This is a genomic window from Desulfosarcina sp., from assembly GCF_055467485.1.
In genome coordinates this window covers 56,542-72,716 of sequence record NZ_JBUOIV010000011.1, presented here as the reverse complement: position 1 = coordinate 72,716, position 16,175 = coordinate 56,542, and the positions used below count along the sequence as shown (strand labels likewise).

12 protein-coding genes are annotated in these 16,175 nt (G+C 58.9%); 4 read left to right on the top strand and 8 right to left on the bottom strand.

Features of this window, described 5'->3' with window-relative positions; translation table 11 throughout:
• Nucleotides 1-111: 111 nt before the first annotated feature.
• The 8 genes from ACZCED_RS07730 to ACZCED_RS07695 form a co-directional block, all read right to left on the bottom strand.
• Nucleotides 112-858, bottom strand: coding sequence for an ABC transporter ATP-binding protein (locus tag ACZCED_RS07730; protein WP_462968137.1), 747 nt, complete (start codon nt 856-858; stop codon nt 112-114).
• A complete protein-coding gene (locus ACZCED_RS07725) occupies nt 851-1,639 on the bottom strand; it encodes an ABC transporter ATP-binding protein (RefSeq protein WP_462968136.1) in 789 nt (262 codons plus the stop codon). The genes ACZCED_RS07730 and ACZCED_RS07725 overlap by 8 nt, the downstream gene beginning before the upstream one ends.
• Nucleotides 1,636-2,655 carry a branched-chain amino acid ABC transporter permease gene (locus ACZCED_RS07720; RefSeq protein WP_462968135.1) on the bottom strand — a complete coding sequence of 340 codons (1,020 nt, stop codon included), beginning with the start codon at nt 2,653-2,655 and terminating at the stop codon, nt 1,636-1,638. Before ACZCED_RS07720 ends, ACZCED_RS07725 begins: the two co-directional genes overlap by 4 nt.
• Nucleotides 2,652-3,518 carry a branched-chain amino acid ABC transporter permease gene (locus tag ACZCED_RS07715; protein ID WP_462968134.1) on the bottom strand — a complete coding sequence of 289 codons (867 nt, stop codon included), beginning with the start codon at nt 3,516-3,518 and terminating at the stop codon, nt 2,652-2,654. Before ACZCED_RS07715 ends, ACZCED_RS07720 begins: the two co-directional genes overlap by 4 nt.
• A gap of 216 nt (nt 3,519-3,734) precedes the next feature.
• Nucleotides 3,735-5,006: an ABC transporter substrate-binding protein gene (locus ACZCED_RS07710; protein WP_464860549.1), complete on the bottom strand. Its 1,272-nt coding sequence runs from the start codon at nt 5,004-5,006 to the stop codon at nt 3,735-3,737.
• A 42-nt stretch (nt 5,007-5,048) separates the two neighbouring features.
• Entirely contained in the window at nt 5,049-5,216 is a 168-nt protein-coding gene (locus ACZCED_RS07705; protein ID WP_462968132.1) for a helix-turn-helix domain-containing protein, read from the bottom strand.
• A gap of 243 nt (nt 5,217-5,459) precedes the next feature.
• Nucleotides 5,460-6,809 (bottom strand): sigma-54-dependent transcriptional regulator, encoded by a 1,350-nt coding sequence (locus tag ACZCED_RS07700; protein ID WP_464860548.1) that lies wholly within the window; start codon nt 6,807-6,809, stop codon nt 5,460-5,462.
• Nucleotides 6,810-6,817: 8 nt separating this feature from the next.
• Nucleotides 6,818-8,359, bottom strand: a complete 1,542-nt coding sequence (locus ACZCED_RS07695) for an ATP-binding protein (RefSeq protein ID WP_462968130.1) — start codon at nt 8,357-8,359, stop codon at nt 6,818-6,820.
• A 290-nt stretch (nt 8,360-8,649) separates the two neighbouring features.
• Here ACZCED_RS07695 and ACZCED_RS07690 point away from each other — a divergent pair, with 290 nt between their 5' ends.
• The 4 genes from ACZCED_RS07690 (at nt 8,650) to ACZCED_RS07675 (ending at nt 16,093) form a co-directional block, all read left to right on the top strand.
• Nucleotides 8,650-9,498 carry an HD domain-containing phosphohydrolase gene (locus tag ACZCED_RS07690; RefSeq protein WP_462968129.1) on the top strand — a complete coding sequence of 283 codons (849 nt, stop codon included), beginning with the start codon at nt 8,650-8,652 and terminating at the stop codon, nt 9,496-9,498.
• 136 nt (nt 9,499-9,634) lie between these two features.
• Entirely contained in the window at nt 9,635-12,238 is a 2,604-nt protein-coding gene (locus ACZCED_RS07685; RefSeq protein WP_464860547.1) for a 7TM diverse intracellular signaling domain-containing protein, read from the top strand.
• A 405-nt stretch (nt 12,239-12,643) separates the two neighbouring features.
• Nucleotides 12,644-13,621, top strand: coding sequence for a TAXI family TRAP transporter solute-binding subunit (locus ACZCED_RS07680; RefSeq protein ID WP_462968127.1), 978 nt, complete (start codon nt 12,644-12,646; stop codon nt 13,619-13,621).
• Nucleotides 13,622-13,735: 114 nt separating this feature from the next.
• On the top strand, nt 13,736-16,093 hold the full coding sequence (locus tag ACZCED_RS07675) for a TRAP transporter permease (RefSeq protein WP_462968126.1): 2,358 nt from the start codon (nt 13,736-13,738) through the stop codon (nt 16,091-16,093).
• Nucleotides 16,094-16,175: the final 82 nt, after the last annotated feature.

The window sequence follows — 16,175 nt, the reverse complement described above, 5'->3', positions numbered from 1 at the left end:
ACTGTTACAGGCGTTAGGCTTATTAATTCGGATAGACCCGAGAGAGGAAGCCGTAAGGTTATACTGCGACGACCGATAACACAGTCAAAATCAATTCGCTTAACACCTGAACTAAACACCGAAATAGGCCGAGCGTACGTCCGGGTTGTCCATCAACTCCTCGCGCGTGCCTTCCAGCACAGCGGATCCGTTTTCCAGAATAAAGGCGTAGTCAACGATGGGAAAAACCGGGCGGGCGTATTGTTCGGTAACGATAATGGAGATCTTTCTTTTGTCCCGAATCTCCCGGGTGGTGCGCATGAGCATGGCCTGCATCAACGGGCTGAGCCCCAGCAGGGGTTCGTCCAGAAGGAGAATTCTGGGCTGGGCCATCAGTGCGCGACCGATGGCCAGCATCTGCTGTTCGCCACCGCTGAGGAATCCGCCGATGCGATTCTTCAGCCGGGCAAGTGCCGGGAAGACCTCGAACACATACGCAAGGGTCTCTTTGGCCTGGGCGGCGGTGGCCAGATAGCCGCCGATCTTCAGGTTCTCCAGGACGGTGCTCTCCTTGAAGATCCGTCTGCGCTCCGGGCAGAGCACGATGCCCATTTTCGCCCGGCGGCTGGGACTGACGGCCATCACCTCTTTTCCCTGGTAGCGGACGCTGCCGGCCACGGTGATGCGTTCACCGCCGGCCATGGCTTCTTTCTTCTGCATGTCCAAGACGATGCCGGACAGGGCGTGCATCAGCGTTGACTTGCCGGCGCTGTTGGCGCCGAATACGCCCACGATCTGATTTTGATCACAACGAATGTGAACATTGTTCAGTGCCAGATTGTTTTCATAGAAGACCATCAGACCGCTTGCCTCAAGCATGGTTCATCACCTCCTCGACCACTTCGGATCCAAAGTAGGCTTCGCGTACCCGAGCATCCGCCATGACTTCCTCGGAACTGCCTTCCACCAGTTTCTCGCCGAAGTTGAGCACCATGATCCGGTTGGCCACCTGAAACAGCTCCCGCAGCCGGTGCTCGATCATGATCAGTGTGATGCCGTCCATCTGCAGCCGTTCGATCAGGGGTACCATGCTGGCGATTTCACTCATACTGAGCCCCGAAAACACTTCATCGCAAATGATCAACTCCGGTTTGAGGGCCAGGCACCGGGCCAGTTCCAGGCGCTTCAGGTAACCGGTGGGCAGGGTGTTCGTGGTCTTGTAGGGTACGTAGGAGTCGCGTTCGAAACCGATCTCTTCCAGGATGTCGATGCTCACCGTGTTGCGGTCGCCCAGCTTGCCGCCGCCGCGCCACCCCCCGGTTCGCCGCGCCCGGGGGGAGCACAGCGGGATTACCAGGTTCTTGTAAGCGGGCAGGCTGAAGTAGGGCCGCATGATCTGAAAGGTCCGCAGGACCCCCATGTCGGCAATCTTGTGGGGCGGCATGGCGGTGATGTCTTTGCCGCGAAAGCGGACTTTGCCGGCGGAAGCCCTGACAAATCCGGTGATGCAGTTCACCACGGTGGTCTTGCCGGAGCCGTTGGGGCCGATGATTCCCAAAATCTCGCCCTCGTTCACCGAAAAGCTGACGTTGTTCAGGGCGATGATGCCGCCAAAGGTCTTGGTGACGCCGTCGACCTGCAAAAGGGGGGTGTCGGTCATATGTCCGTCCATCTTTCAAATTGCTGATATTTGCGTTGGCCGTAAATCATCAACCCGTCGCTGCGAAATACGATAAAACCCAACAGGATCAGGGAATAAAACACGATTCGAAGGGTGCCGAAGTCCCGCAGCAGTTCGGATATGGGCACCAGGATCAGGCATCCCAGCACCGGTCCCACCAGTGTTCCACCCCCGCCGATGACGGTGGCGGCGATGGGCAGAATCGAGAAATCAAGGGCAAAGGTGGAGATCCCCGCCCACATGTAGGTGTGCACTAAGCAGGCCCCGGCCAGACAACCCACCGAGGATGCGATGAAAACGGCCAGTGCCTTGTAGTGGGTAATATTCATGCCCGAGGCCCTGACCGCCTGATCGTTGTCCTTGACCGCCCGCATCACCAGCCCCAGGTCGGTGTTGACCAGCCGGCGCAACCCGAAGAGAATCAACAGCAGCATCACGATGATCCCGTATTGCTCCAGCCACACATAGGGAACGCCGTCGATGCCCATGATGCCGTCGGTGCCGCCCAGGATGTTCAACGCTTCGATCACCCGGGCGAGGAAAAGGGGATACATGAGGGTGACGATGGCAAAGTAGACGCCTCTCAAGGGCAGGCAGGGCAGCAGCAGGATGGTGCATATCACGCCGCCGAGAATGCCGGCGGCCGGGATGGCGACCAGGGGGCTGATTCCCAACTCGGTGTTGAACAGCGCGGTGAGGTAGCCGCCGACACCCACGAAAAACGCCCCCCCAAGAGAGACCAGTCCCACATAATGGGCCAGAAAATCAAAGCTCAGGGCCAGCAGGGCGTAAATACAGACGATTGAAATCACCCGCAGCCAGTACATGCCGGGAACCACCAGGGGCAGCAGCAGAAGGCCGCCGATGAGCAATAGCCGGGGGGCGATCAGGTAGGCCATTTCCCGCCATGACATCAACGCATACAGGCCGTCGGTGCGAACCTTGATCCCCCGGTCGATTCTTTCTTTGCGACGTTCTTGCGCTGCAGGTTTCAAACGCGTTCCTCCAGTTCTTTTTGCTGGCCGAAGAGACCCGACGGTTTTAAAATGAGTGTCAGGATAATGGCCAGAAGCGCCACCATCATCTGGTAATGGGATCCCAGGTAGACCACCGTCAGGATCTGGGCAAACCCGATCAGAAAGGCCGCCAGGACGGCCCCCATCCAACTGCCGAGGCCGCCGACGATGCAGACGGCGATGGCCAGAATCAGCACGTTGTAGCCGGATTCCACCACGATGTTGCCCAAGGGCAGCAGCAGTATGGCGGCGAACGCGGCCAGCATGGACCCCATTCCCATGGCGACCACCGCCATGACGTCCGAGTCGATGCCCAGCATGAGCGCCGCCCGTTCGTCCTGGGCCATCCCTTTAAGGGCCAGGCCCACGCGGGTGTAGCGGGTGAACAGCCAGAGCGAGGCCACCAGGGCGGCGCCGATGATCACGGAGAAAATGCGCTGATAGTCCACCGAGATGCCGCCGATAATCGTGCTGCCCTCGATAAAGACCGGCAGGGTGTAGGTCATGCCCTTGAAGCCCCCCCAGCGCAGGCCTTCGAGGATGGCCAGGGCGATGGCATAGGAGGCGATGATCTCCGAGATTTCCATGCCCCTGACGCGAATCAGAAAGACGCGGTAAATGATGGCACCGATGATGCCGGTAATCACAAGGCTGGCAACCACGGCCACCAGCAGATTGGTTTCCAGGGTGTTGATCATGGTCCAGGCAATGAATCCGCTGAGCACATACAAGGCGCCGTGGGCGAAATTGGGCAGGCGGCAGATGCCGTAAACCAGGGCGAATCCAAGGGCATACAGGGCCAGGGCCACGCTGTTGATGGTACCGTAGATCAGGATTTCCATATCAGTTCCATATGCATGAAGAATACAGAAGCCAGAAGTCAGAATTCAAGAGCATGGGTGGGCCTTGGGCCCAACCCATGCATTAAAAACGAAGTGAATGGGCAACATCATCTTCATTCCGGATTCTGACGCCTGCTTCCCAGGGTTCCATTCAGGTGTCGGTCGATAGCGCCCAATCAGGGCAGCGCTGAACCGGGTCTTTTGGAACCGGATGCGTCATCGTCCCATCCAGGGCGGCAATTGAATCTCGCCCATGGCGATGCTCTTGGGGTAGACCACTACGCGCTGGCCATTCTGCCATTGCAAAATACTGCCTACGGCGCCTTCTTTGGGATCCGTCGACGGGATGACCTGGTGGCTTTTGGGGTCAAAGCGCAGTCTGCCGTAAACACCCATCATGTCCGTCTTTTCCAGGGCCGCAACCACCTCGTCGGGGTCCAGGCTGCCGGCCCGTTCGATGGCGTCTTTGAGGACATGCACCGCCATGTAGCTGCTCGACGTTCCCAGTCCTTCGGGCTCGATCCCCCAGCGTTTGGTGTAGGCCTCATAGAACTTCATGGTCCACGGGGTGGCGTTGGAGGGGGCGTTGCCGGCATTGACCACGTTGCAGAGCGTAAACTCGCCCTTGCCGTCCGTGGCCTTCCAGAAACCGGGCTGCTCGGCGGCGGCCAGGGTGGACCCGAAGGGCAGGGCCGGAATCTGCATGTCGTACCACTGTTTCAGCAGGATGGCGCTCTCAGGCATATCCATCCAGATATTGATGATTTCGGTGTTGGTCTTTTTGGCCTTGAGCAGGCCGATGGAGAAATCGGTGGCACCGGTGGGATAGATCTCCAGACCGGTGACATTCCAGCCCTTGTCGGTGGCCACTTTCTTGATGATCTCCGCCGCGCCCCGGGCGTGGGAGACATCCTGGGCGATGATGAACAGGTTGTTGAACCCGTACTTGGCTTTCAGGTCGGAAAAATTGGCGAATATCTCACCCACCAGGTTCTTGGCTTCGCCGTGAATCCGGAAGCAGTATTTGAATTTGTCGTAATTCTCGGCCACCATGGCGTGGTATTTGGGCGTCAGCACCCCCGTGGTGAGAATGGACACTTTCTTGTATTTGCTCAGCAGCGGCATGGCCGCCAGGGCCGCCTCGGACCGCACCGGACCGCCAATCAGAAAATCGGCTTCCTTGTCCAGGATCAGCTTTTCGACGGCCAGCAGCGCTTCACTGACCGGCACGCCCGGCTCCAGGTCGCGGGTATCGATGACTTCGATTTTAAACGGGCGTTTTTTGCCGCCGACATCCACCCCCCCTTGGGCGTTGATTTCCTCGATGGCCAGGGTCACGCCCCTTTCGGCATCCCATCCGTAGAGAAAGGCCGTCGAGAGCGGGCAGCCGATGACAATCGGCTTTTCCGCCAGTGCGGTGCCGTTGAAAAATCCCATCAAAAAAGCGATCAGCAGGGTCAGTATCAGTTTACCACGGGCTGTTTTCATCCTTTTGTCCCTCCTTATGGTTTGGGCAACTGGGTTGTATGCTCATACCGGTTCATCCGGTTTTTGCAGGCCGTGCTCGCGGATTTTCTTTTTCACCTGGGTCAGGGGGATTTGTAAAAGGCGTGACGCTTTTTCAAGATTCCAGTCGGTTTTGGTCAAGACCGCTTCAAGGAGCTCCAGTTCCTTGTCCCGCAGGGTTTTGATTTTCATCCTGCCGACCCCGTACTTGAAATGGTTAAAAAAAGTGATGTTTGAAAATTAAATGAGGGGGATTTAGTTGATGAATTTTAAAAGGCAATCGACGTGCCAGATTGGCGGGCCGGCGGAAATGTATCTAACTATTTGTAAATAATAAAATATTAGTAGATATCACCATCCGGGCGGATTCAGACGTCTTCAGATGCGTAGAAAGAAACTTTCATTGATGGAAAGAAACTTTCATGCGGCCAACCGTCAGCGGCCGGAAGGAGCGATGCCATATTTTCTGATTTTTTTTCGCAGGGTGGGCAGGGAGATGCCCAGCGTCCGGGCGGTTTCGGACCGGTTCCAGCTCAGCCGGTCCAACGTCGTGCGGATATGCTGCTTTTCCATGTGCGGCAGCGAGTAATTGGTCAAGGGCGCGGGGGTAATGGCATGATTGGAAGAAAGGATGTTTTCGATTTCATCCACAAGGATCACCTTGCCCCTGGCCCGCACGACGGCTTCCACCAGCACGTTCTCCAGTTCCCGGACATTGCCGGGCCAGGTATGTGATCTCAGCCGGTCGAGCACGCCCTTTTCAAGGCTGAATGTTTCCGTGCCCAGTTCCCAGTTGATTTTGCGCAGGAAATGACTGACCAGATCCGCTATGTCACTTCGCCGATCCGCCAGGAGCGGTACATGGATCATGACCACCTTGAGCCGGTAGAAGAGATCCTGCCGGAACAGGCCGTTGTTGACCATTTCGGCCAAATCCCGATTCGTCGCCGCAATGATCCGGCACCTCGAGGTGAGCGGGTGCTTGCCGCCGACCCGGTCGTATTGACTGCGCTGCAAGAAACCCAGGAATTTACGCTGCATGACCAACGGCAGTTCACCGATTTCATCCAGAAACAGGGTGCCGTTGCCGGCCAGTTCGATTTTACCCTCCTTGGATTGGGTCGCACCGGTAAACGCGCCTTTTTCATGCCCGAACAGTTCGCTTTCCACCAGCGTCTCCACGACGGCGGAACAATCGAAGGTGATGAACGGCTCCATGGCGAACAGGCTGTTGCGATGAATGACCCGGGCGATCAGTTCCTTGCCCGTCCCCGTTTCTCCCTGGATCAGAACGGGTGCGCGATTCTGGGACAACAGCCCGATGGTTTTGAATATGTGACGCATCCGGTCGCTCTTGCCGATGATGACCTCGGGATTCGGCGGTTGGGTAATCTCACTGACCAGGGGCGTCTCCTGGTCGATTTTAAGCGTGTACAGCGCCCGCTCAACGGCCTGTTCGATCTTGTCCACATCCAGAGGCTTGTGGATATAGTCGTAAGCCCCGAGTTTCATGGCCTGAATGGTGGTTTCCATGTCCTGGAAAGCGGTGATCATGATGACCTTGGACGATTTTTCAAGGGCCTGGATTTTTTCGAGCAGGGCGATGCCATGGGTGTCCGGGAGCCGGATGTCCAGAATCACCACATCCGGCTCGTGGTGGGAAAAAAGCGCCAGGCCGGCTGCCCCGCAGTCGGCCGTGTAGACCCGGTATCCCTTTTCAGTGAAAAACATGTCCAGGCTTTCCAGGATCGCATGTTTGTCGTCGATGATCAGAATTTTATGCATGGGGTCCTTCAGTCTGGTTGCTGAACCCTCCCCCGCGGCTCGACAGGAAGGATGATTTTAAAGAATGCACCGGGAATCGGGCGGTTCTCGACATCGATCCGCCCCCCGTGGGCGTCGATGATGCGATGGGCATTGCTCAGCCCCAATCCGGTACCGCTGCTTTTGGTGGTGAAAAAGGGTTTGAAGATTTCCGATGCATGCTGCCCGGAGATGCCATGGCCTTCGTCGGCGAGGACGATCTCGACCTCGCTTGCATGGTTTGGCCCGGAAGCGGTCTGAATTTCAACCTTGGACCCGTAGGACGATGCCTCCAGGGCATTCAATAGAATGTTGATCAACGCCTGCCCCAGTTTTTCCCCGTCGGCCTGGATGGGCGGCAGGTTCGGATCCAGATCGGTGACGATGTCTATGCCCGCCTCCGCAAACTTCATGTCCAGCAATTCAAGCGACGCCGCCACGACCGCGTTGATTTCGACCGGTCCCGTTTTGATCTGGAGGGGTTTGGCGAAGTCGAGCACCTCTTCCAGGATACGCTCCAGCCGGTTGACCTCCTTGGCCGAGATATCGATGCGGCGCTGGTCGTTGCCCATGATCTGGGGGTTCTTTTTCAGAATTTGCAGGTTCATCTTGATGGCGGAGAGCGGATTCCTGATCTCGTGCGACAGGGAGGTGGTGATCTGCCCGATGTAGGCCATCCGTTCACTTTCACGCATCTTCTTCTCCAGGCGGACCCGGTTGGTGATGTCGCGGCAGATGCCGATCCTGGAGACGCTGTTGTCGTATTGGGCCACCTTCGACTGGATTTCGGTGGGATAGGTCTCTTTTCGTTTGGTCAGGCGGAGATACTCGAAGGTTCGCGGACTGGTCCGTTCCTCAAGCCCTTTTTTGTAAATGCCGACGATCTTCTCGCGGTCGGCGGGGGCCACAAAATCGGAAAAAGTGCCGCCCAGCACCTCTTGCAGGCCATAGCCGTGCATGGTGCAAAACGCCTGGTTGGCAAAGACGATCACCTTGTTTTGAACCACGAAATAACCATCGTTGATCTCCTCGACCAGTGTCTTGTAATTCAATTCCGACTCCACCAGTTCGGCCGTGCGCACCCGGATTTCAGCCTCCAGCAACCGATTGTGGTCGAGTATCTTTTTTTCATGCATGGCCTGGAAATGGTCGCTGAAACGGTGGATGGTGTAGTTGAGGCAGTCGTTCATCCGGATCACGGAGTCAGAGAACGCTGCCAGCGCGGTCTCTTTGACCAGAAGATCGATGGTCAGCCTGCGAAACAGTTCAAACGCTTTTTGGACGTCGGAAAGCAAAAAGCCGGCTTCAAGCCGCATCTTCGTGATTTCGGTGATGAAGGCGTTGATCTTTTTGTAATCATTGTGCAGGATGACATCCACTTCCGCGTCGTAGGCCTTGGAAACGGTTCCCCGCAGTTCCTCGCTGGGCCGGGCCGCGTATTGCTCACCCACTTCCGTTTTCAGCAGGTCGACCCACCTGGCGATGATCTCATCGCGCCTGGATTCAAAAAAAGATCGAAGGTTGAATTGCACGAAGACCTCCTTGCCGATGGATGGACGCTATCCGGTCGTGAAGCGATCCATTGCCGCACGGCGGACGTGCCGACCGCGCGTCGGGGCAAGCCGCCGTGTCCGGGCGGTGAAGGAAACCACCCGGTCCGTGCCCGGTTCGGGCGGAACGCTGCATCGGGATGGCCTGCTCATACCGTCCTTGGTAAACCGAAACCACTGCCAAGTCCATTAAAATTAATTGGAATGGATTGACGGGGTCGTTCTGCCTGTGGGAAACTGATGACAGGTTTTATCGGTAAAGGGGGTGATCGATGAAAATCCGAATCGACAAACAATTGTTGAAATCCCTCGCCATGATGGCATCCGTGATCGAGGCCCGGGATGCCTATACCGGTGGCCATCTCTGGCGGGTGTCCCAGTATTCCCAGCATGTGGCTGAAGCGGCCGGCCTGCCGGCGGAAATGGTTTTCCTCTCCAGGCTGGGCGGCTTTCTCCACGACATCGGCAAGATCAGTATCCCGGATGTGATTTTAGGAAAGCGCGGCAAACTCACCGAACCGGAATATGAAATGGTCAAGACCCATCCGGGAATCGGAGCCACCTTGATACAGGATCATCCTCTCGGCAGCCTGGCTCTGCCGGCCGTCCATCAACACCACGAATGGGTCAACGGCAGGGGCTACCCGGATCGTCTCCAGAGCGACCAGATCTCCATCTTCGCGCGCATTGTCAGCATCGCCGACGCCTTCGACGCACTCACGAGCACACGTCCCTACCGCCGCGGGGTGGATCTGATGCCCGCGGTGGAGGCGCTGAAAGCCGAACGCGGCAGTCAATTCGATGCCCGCTTGCTGGACGCCTTCATTCAGCGTTCCCGGCTGCCTGGCATACAGGAGATTGTTGGAACCAGCCAGCGGGGGGTGCGTATGGTCTGCTGCCCGACCTGCGGTCCGGTGATCACCGTTTCCAGCAGTGCCAGGGACGGCGATGTCGGCTATTGCCGCGTATGCGGCAAGCAGCACCGTCTCCACCGTGACGGTGACACCTTTGTGGTCGAGCCGACCGGTGCGAAAGGTACCGCCGACGATCTCAAACCGTGTCCCGAGACCGGTTCCATCGACGCGTTTGTCTCCCGAGCCCCGCAGTGGGTCGATATCTGACAACATCGCGAAATGCTCACCGTTGCAGCGCTATTATTCCCATTTCGTGCGACTCAAGAATGCTGCGGGCCTGCCGATAGTACCTCTTTGAAAGGGAGCGGCTGCCCCAACCGGTCCGTGCCTCGTGTGGACGCCTATGAAGAGATTTGCCTTTACCATCGCTTTTACGCTCGCCGTGACCCTGTTGGTCATGGCGGTGCGGGCCGGTGCCGCCCAACGCCTCCTGCCGCCCACAGCCAGTGCCGGCGTGCTCGATCTTGGCGAATGGCAGGTTGACCGCGACGGTCCCGTGCCGCTCGCCGGTCAATGGGAGTTCTACTGGGGGGAGTTGCTCTCACCGGACGACTTCCGCTTGGGAACGACGCCTGAAAAATCCGGCTGGTTTTCCATGCCGGGGGTATGGAACGGTGCTTCCGTGAACAGCCTGAAACTGGGCGGAGTCGGCTTCGCCACCTTCCGGCTGCATCTTCGAGCCGACCCACGGCAAGGGAAACTGGCCCTGCTTATTCCATACGCGTTTACCGCCTACAAGCTTTGGATCGACGGCCGGCCGGCGATTACCGTCGGCCGGGTGGGAAAAGGTGCCGATACCATGGTGCCAGCCTATCGAACGACAGTCGCCTTCATCGATTTGCAGGCGGCCGGCGAGGCCGAATTGATTCTTCAGATTTCCAACTTCATGCATGCCAAGGGCGGCATGCGCTCGCCCATCCGCCTGGTCGCCGCCTCCCAGGCCTCGATCCTCAAGCATCGGGCGCTGGTCATGGACGTGGTGGTCTTCGGCTGCCTGCTGATCATGAGCATTTACCACCTGGCCCTGTTTGCCTTTCGGCGGTCGGATCGCTTCAATCTCTATTTCGCCCTGTTGTGTCTATTTTTCGGCCTGCGGGCCGCACTGACCGGCGAGGTTTTTCTGGTCGACCTGCTTCCCAACCTTGACTGGCAGACGACCGTTCGCCTGGAGTGGCTGTGTGTTTTTACCGGTGCACCGCTGGGCATCGCTTTTGTCCGGTCACTGTTTCCCGGAGAATGCGCGACGGGGATCTATCAGGGCAGCCTGGTCATCGGCGCGGCGCTGGCTCTGGTCACCCTTTTTGCGCCATCAACCGTTTTTACCGGCATGTACCCTTTTATGACGCCCATCATCGGCCTGATGCTTGGCTATATCGCCTGGGTCATTCTCAAGGCGACCTTGCGGCGGCGGTTCGGTGCGGTGGTGATGCTGGCCAGCCTGCTGCTGGTCATCGCCACCGTGATCAACGACATGCTCTTTGCCAACGACCTGATTCAGACCGGGTATGCCATCCCCTATGGAATGCTCTTTTTCGTCTTCTCACAGGCGATGATCCTGGCCAACCGTTCGGCCATTGCTTCCCGCGGGCTGGAGGCGACCAATGCCGCCTACCAAATGGAGATCAAGGAAAGGGAGCGCGCCGAAACCGAGGTAAGGGCCTATCAGGACCGGTTGGAAGATCTGGTTCGGGAGCGCACCGACGCGCTGGCCGTGGCCAACCGGCGCCTTCAACAGGAGCTCGATGAACGCAAGACCGCCGAATCGGAGAAACTCGAGCTGCAGGCGCACCTGCAGCGGGCGCAGAAGATGGAGGCCCTGGGCACCCTGGCCGGCGGTGTGGCCCATGACCTCAACAATATTCTCTCGGGGCTGGTCGGCTATCCCGACCTGCTGCTCCAGGACCTGCCGGCCGACAGCCGACTGCGCAAGCCGCTACAGACCATTTTACAATCGGGCCGCAAGGCCGCGGCAATCGTTCAGGATCTGCTGACCCTGGCCCGCCGGGGCGTGGCGGACTTCCAGGCGCTCGATCTCAACCGCATCGTGACCGAGTACCTCGAAAGCCCTGAATTTGAAAAACTGATCCAATTCCACCCGGCGGTGGTGGTGACGTCCCACCTGGCGGCGGATCTGACGCCTGTCAAGGGCTCGCCGGTCCACCTGTTCAAGACCGTCATGAACCTGGTCAGCAATGCCGCCGAGGCCATGCCGGACGGGGGTAAGCTTTCCATTCAAACGGCCAACCGGAGTATCGATCCAGGCGCGGGAGACAGCGGCGCCGTTCCCGATGGGGACTATGCCGTCCTGACCGTTCAGGACAACGGCACCGGCATTTCCGAAGCGGATCTGGAGCGGATTTTCGAACCCTTTTATTCCAAGAAGGTCATGGGCAAGAGCGGCACCGGACTGGGCATGGCCGTGGTCTGGGGAACGGTGAAGGATCACGGCGGATTTATCGACACCCACAGCCTCGAGGGGGTCGGTACCACCTTCACCCTCTATTTTCCGGCCACACGGGAAGTCCCCAAGGGGGCGACGGCCCCATGGTCGCTAGCCGATCATCAGGGGCACGGACAGACCATACTGATCGTGGACGATGTGGCCGAGCAGCGAGAAATTGCCGCGGCCATGCTGACCAAGCTCGGTTATCGGACCGAGACCGCCAGCAGCGGCGAGGCGGCCGTCGACCATGTCGCCCGGCGGCCGGTTGATCTTCTGCTGCTGGACATGGTCATGGACCCGGGGATCGACGGGCTGGAAACCTATCGACGGATCCTTGCGATCCACCCCGGTCAAAAGGCCGTGATTGCCAGCGGCTATGCCGAGACCGCGCGTATCCGCGAAGCCCAGCAGCTTGGACCCGCGGGCTATCTGAAAAAACCCTATGGGCTCGACACCCTCGCCGAGGCAGTCGCTGCGCTATTGGCGGATCATCCGAAAAAATGACACCCCGATGCGGGTATTTGATTAAGCCGCCATCGCCTTTCAAACGAACAACCATTTCCAGCAGCGCCTTCAGCCTGAGCCCCAACTCCCTTTTCCTCCACGTGCTTGTCCGGATAAAAGCATTCATGGTGCTTCTCATCGGACCGATCCGGGTCGTCAAACGCGACTGCAGATGCTGTAGGTAAAAGCATTACGCGATAATCCGAAATTTTCCATATTTACTATAAAATTGGGAAGGTATAAAGCGTTGATCATCCCTGCGCCGGCCATCCCCGCCAAGTCAAGCCGCCGGTCGCGGGAAAGAGCACAGCAGGTGCGATCCTCTGCCGGGGGATGGTATTTGTTGAAAAGCCCCGCCTGATCGGATCGCCGACACCCATTTCCAATTCAAAAGGAGTAAAAGGCATGAAAAGACAGCGGATGATTGCATTGGTGGCCCTGGTTGCTGCAGCGATGGTGGTTGTCCCTGCAGGCGCTGCAGATTACAGCGTCAAGATCGGTGGCGGCCCCACCGGGGGTACGTTCAATACCTTCGCCAACGCCATGGCGGTGCACGTGCCCAAGGTGAATGCCAATATCAAGGCCTCGGCCGTGGGTTCAGGCGGCTCGGTGGAAAACGTCAAGCGAGTCCACAAAGGGGAGTCCGAATTCGGACTGTGCTATGCGGTGGACCTGGACCTGGCCGCCAAGGGCCAACTGCCCCAGGACAGCGCCACCTACCCGAACGTGCGCAGCCTGGGCTATCTTTACGGTGCGCCGGCCCAGCTGGTGGTGCGGGCCGATGCCGGCATCCAGAGTGCCATGGACCTCAAGGGCAAACGTGTGGCCCTGGGTAACGCCGGATCGGGTGCAGCCGCCAGTGCCGAGCGGTTTTTCCGTCATATCGGCCTGTGGGATAACATCAATCCTGAATTTTTAGGCTACAGCCAGGCTGCCAGCGCTTTCCAGGACGGCAAGATCGATGCCTTCTGGGTGCTGGTGGGCTACCCCAACCGCTCCATCATCGAGGCGGCCGTCCAGGTGAAGATCGCCCTGGTGGATGTGGGGCTGGATGCTGAAAAAACAGACTTCTACAATGCCTTCGCCTACGGACCCAAGGTGATTCCCGCCGGGGTCTACGGCAAGGACATGCCCGCCTGCAAGACCTTTCAGGACGCCACCATCCTGTGTGCCAATAAGGATCTTCCCGAGGAGCTGGTCTACGCTGTGATGAAGTCCCTGTGGTCTGCCGACGGCATGGCCGCAGTAACCACGGCCAGCAAAGCCTTCGACGAGATGAACCTGGAGAACGGCTTCGAGGGAACCTCGGTGCCCCTGCATCCCGGCGCGGTGAAATTCTGGCAGGAACAGGGCAAGACCATTCCGGAAAAGCTGATGCCCTGATGCGGCGAACGGCCGTGACGATGAACCCCGGGGAAAGCGCAGGTGTGCGCTCTCCCCGGCTTCCCTTTTGGCGCACTTGTGCGAAACAACGAACCTGAATGAGGCAGGCCCGCCATGAGCGAACCCGAGATTGCCGCCACTGCGGCTGACCAGGAAAAGCTTAAAAAAATAATAGAAAAGGACGAAAGGAGCGGACGCCCCCTTAAGGGGTTCTGGTACATGCTGACCGCCACCCTGGGGATATTCATGGTGGCTTTTTACATGTACTGCGCCGCTGTGCCGGTGTCCACGCAATACTTCCTGGGGCTTTACGTGACCATCACCTACGTGATGATCCTTTTGGTCTACCCCTTTACCCGGATCGACCCGCGGGTCTTTCCGGTCAAGTTCGCCGTCGACGGTCTGCTGCCTTTCGGCAGCATCACCGTGGCGGTCTATTTCGGCCTCCACTTTCTGCTGGGGTCCAACGGCGCCCGGCAGGCGTTCACCGGCCTCAACCCCATCTATCTGCTGGCTGGCCTGGCCGCGGCCGGAGGGCTGTTGGCCTACGCGGTTTACCGGCGGCGGATCGGGTACCGGGTGCCGCGCATCACGGACATCCTGCTGATCCTCATCGCCATTGTGGCCACCGGCTACTGGATCATGGAATACGCCGCCATCAACTATCGCATGGGCTCCGAACTGCCCCTGGATACGGCCATGTGCACCCTGGGCATTTTGATCAGCCTCGAGGTGGCCCGACGGGCCCTGGGATGGTCGATGACCCTGGTGGGGGTGGGGTTTCTGGTCTACGCCTTCTGGGGTGACCTGCTGCACGGCATCCCCGTGCTCGAGTCCTTCGCCCACACCGGCTTTGCCGTCGACCGCAGCCTGCACCACATTTACCTGAGCCAGGAGGGCGTGTTCGGCATCATGCCGTCCGTGCTGGTCACCTACGTGATCCTGTTCATCTTTTTCGGCGCCTTTCTGAAATACTCCGGTGCCAGCCGCTTCTTCCTGGATCTGCCCATGGCCCTGGCCGGCAAGGCCGTGGGCGGACCGGCCAAGGTGGCGGTCATGGCCTCGGGTTTTTTCGGGTCGGTTTCCGGCTCGGCCATTGCCAATACGGTCTCCACCGGCGCCTTCACCATCCCGCTGATGAAGAAGAACGGTTTCCGGCCGCATGTGGCCGGCGCCATCGAACCGGCTGCGTCCATCGGGGGCATGTTCATGCCGCCCATCATGGGGGCCGGCGGGTTCATTATGGCCGAAATGACCGAGATCCCCTACAAGGACATCATGCTGATGGCCATTTTCCCGGCGGTGATCTATTTCCTGTCGGTGTTCGTCATGGTGCACTTCGAGGCCAAACGCTACGGTCTCAAGGGCCAGCGCGAAGCCGACGCCCCCACGGCCTGGCAGATCCTTAAGCAGCAGTGGTTCATGTCCTTTCCGCTGGTCATTATCGTGGTGCTGATGCTCTGGGGATTTTCCCCGGGCTACTCGGGGTTCTGGGCCGTGCTCTCGTGCATTGCGGTCAGCTGGCTGACCCGTGAGAACCGCATGGGACCCCGGGAAATTCTCAAGGCCATGACCGAAGGGGCCAACAGCACCCTGATCATCGGGGCCACGGTGGGGGTGATCGGCATTATCGTGGGCACCATCCAACTCACGGGCATCGGGCTCAAGTTTTCCCAGATCATCATCGAGCTGTCCGCCGGCAACCTGATCTTCGCCATCCTGCTCATCGGGCTGGCCTCCCTGGTGCTGGGCATGGGGGTACCGGTCACCGCCGCCTATCTCATCACGGCGGTACTGGCGGTAGGGGCCATGACGGACATGCTTTCGCGCACCCTGTGGGGGGTCGGTTTCCAGGAGCTGCAGCTGCCCCTGGACAGCCTCATGCCCGACGACCCCCAACGCTGGGAGATCATGGGCAAGGTCTCGTGGGCCCTGATCGCCTCGCACATGATCGTCTACTGGTTCAGCCAGGACTCCAACATCACGCCGCCGGTGTGCGTGGCGGCCTATGCGGGGGCGGCCATCGCCGGTTCCGACCCGTGGAAAACCGGCTGGACATCCTTCAAGTTCGCCAAGATGCTCTACGTGGGCCCCTTCCTCTTCGCCTTTTCGCCGGGCTTCCTGCTGGGGGGGCCGGGGCACATCATGCCCTGGTACCAGGTGATTTCGACCTGGATCACCATCATCTTAGGCACCATCGCCTTCGGCAGCCTGACCATGGGCTATTTCCTGTGCCCTTTGACGGTCATTGAGTTTGTCATTTCGGCGGTGGCCACCCTGATTCTGTTCTTTCCCCACGCGGTCACCTGGGCCATCGGCATGGACCTGCCCACCTATCTGGTGGATGCGGCAGGCATCGTCCTGTGGGTGCTGGTCTACTACATCCAGAAGTTCAGGATTCGAAAGGATCCCACCCTCGCGCTTCCGCTTGACGAACGCAAGCGCTTGAAAAAAGCCGCGGCCGCCGCCTGACCGGTCCGGGCTGTCGGCCGGTGCAACACCAAAACGGGTCACGTCTCCGCAACCCATGATGTCAGCGGAGACGTGACCCGTT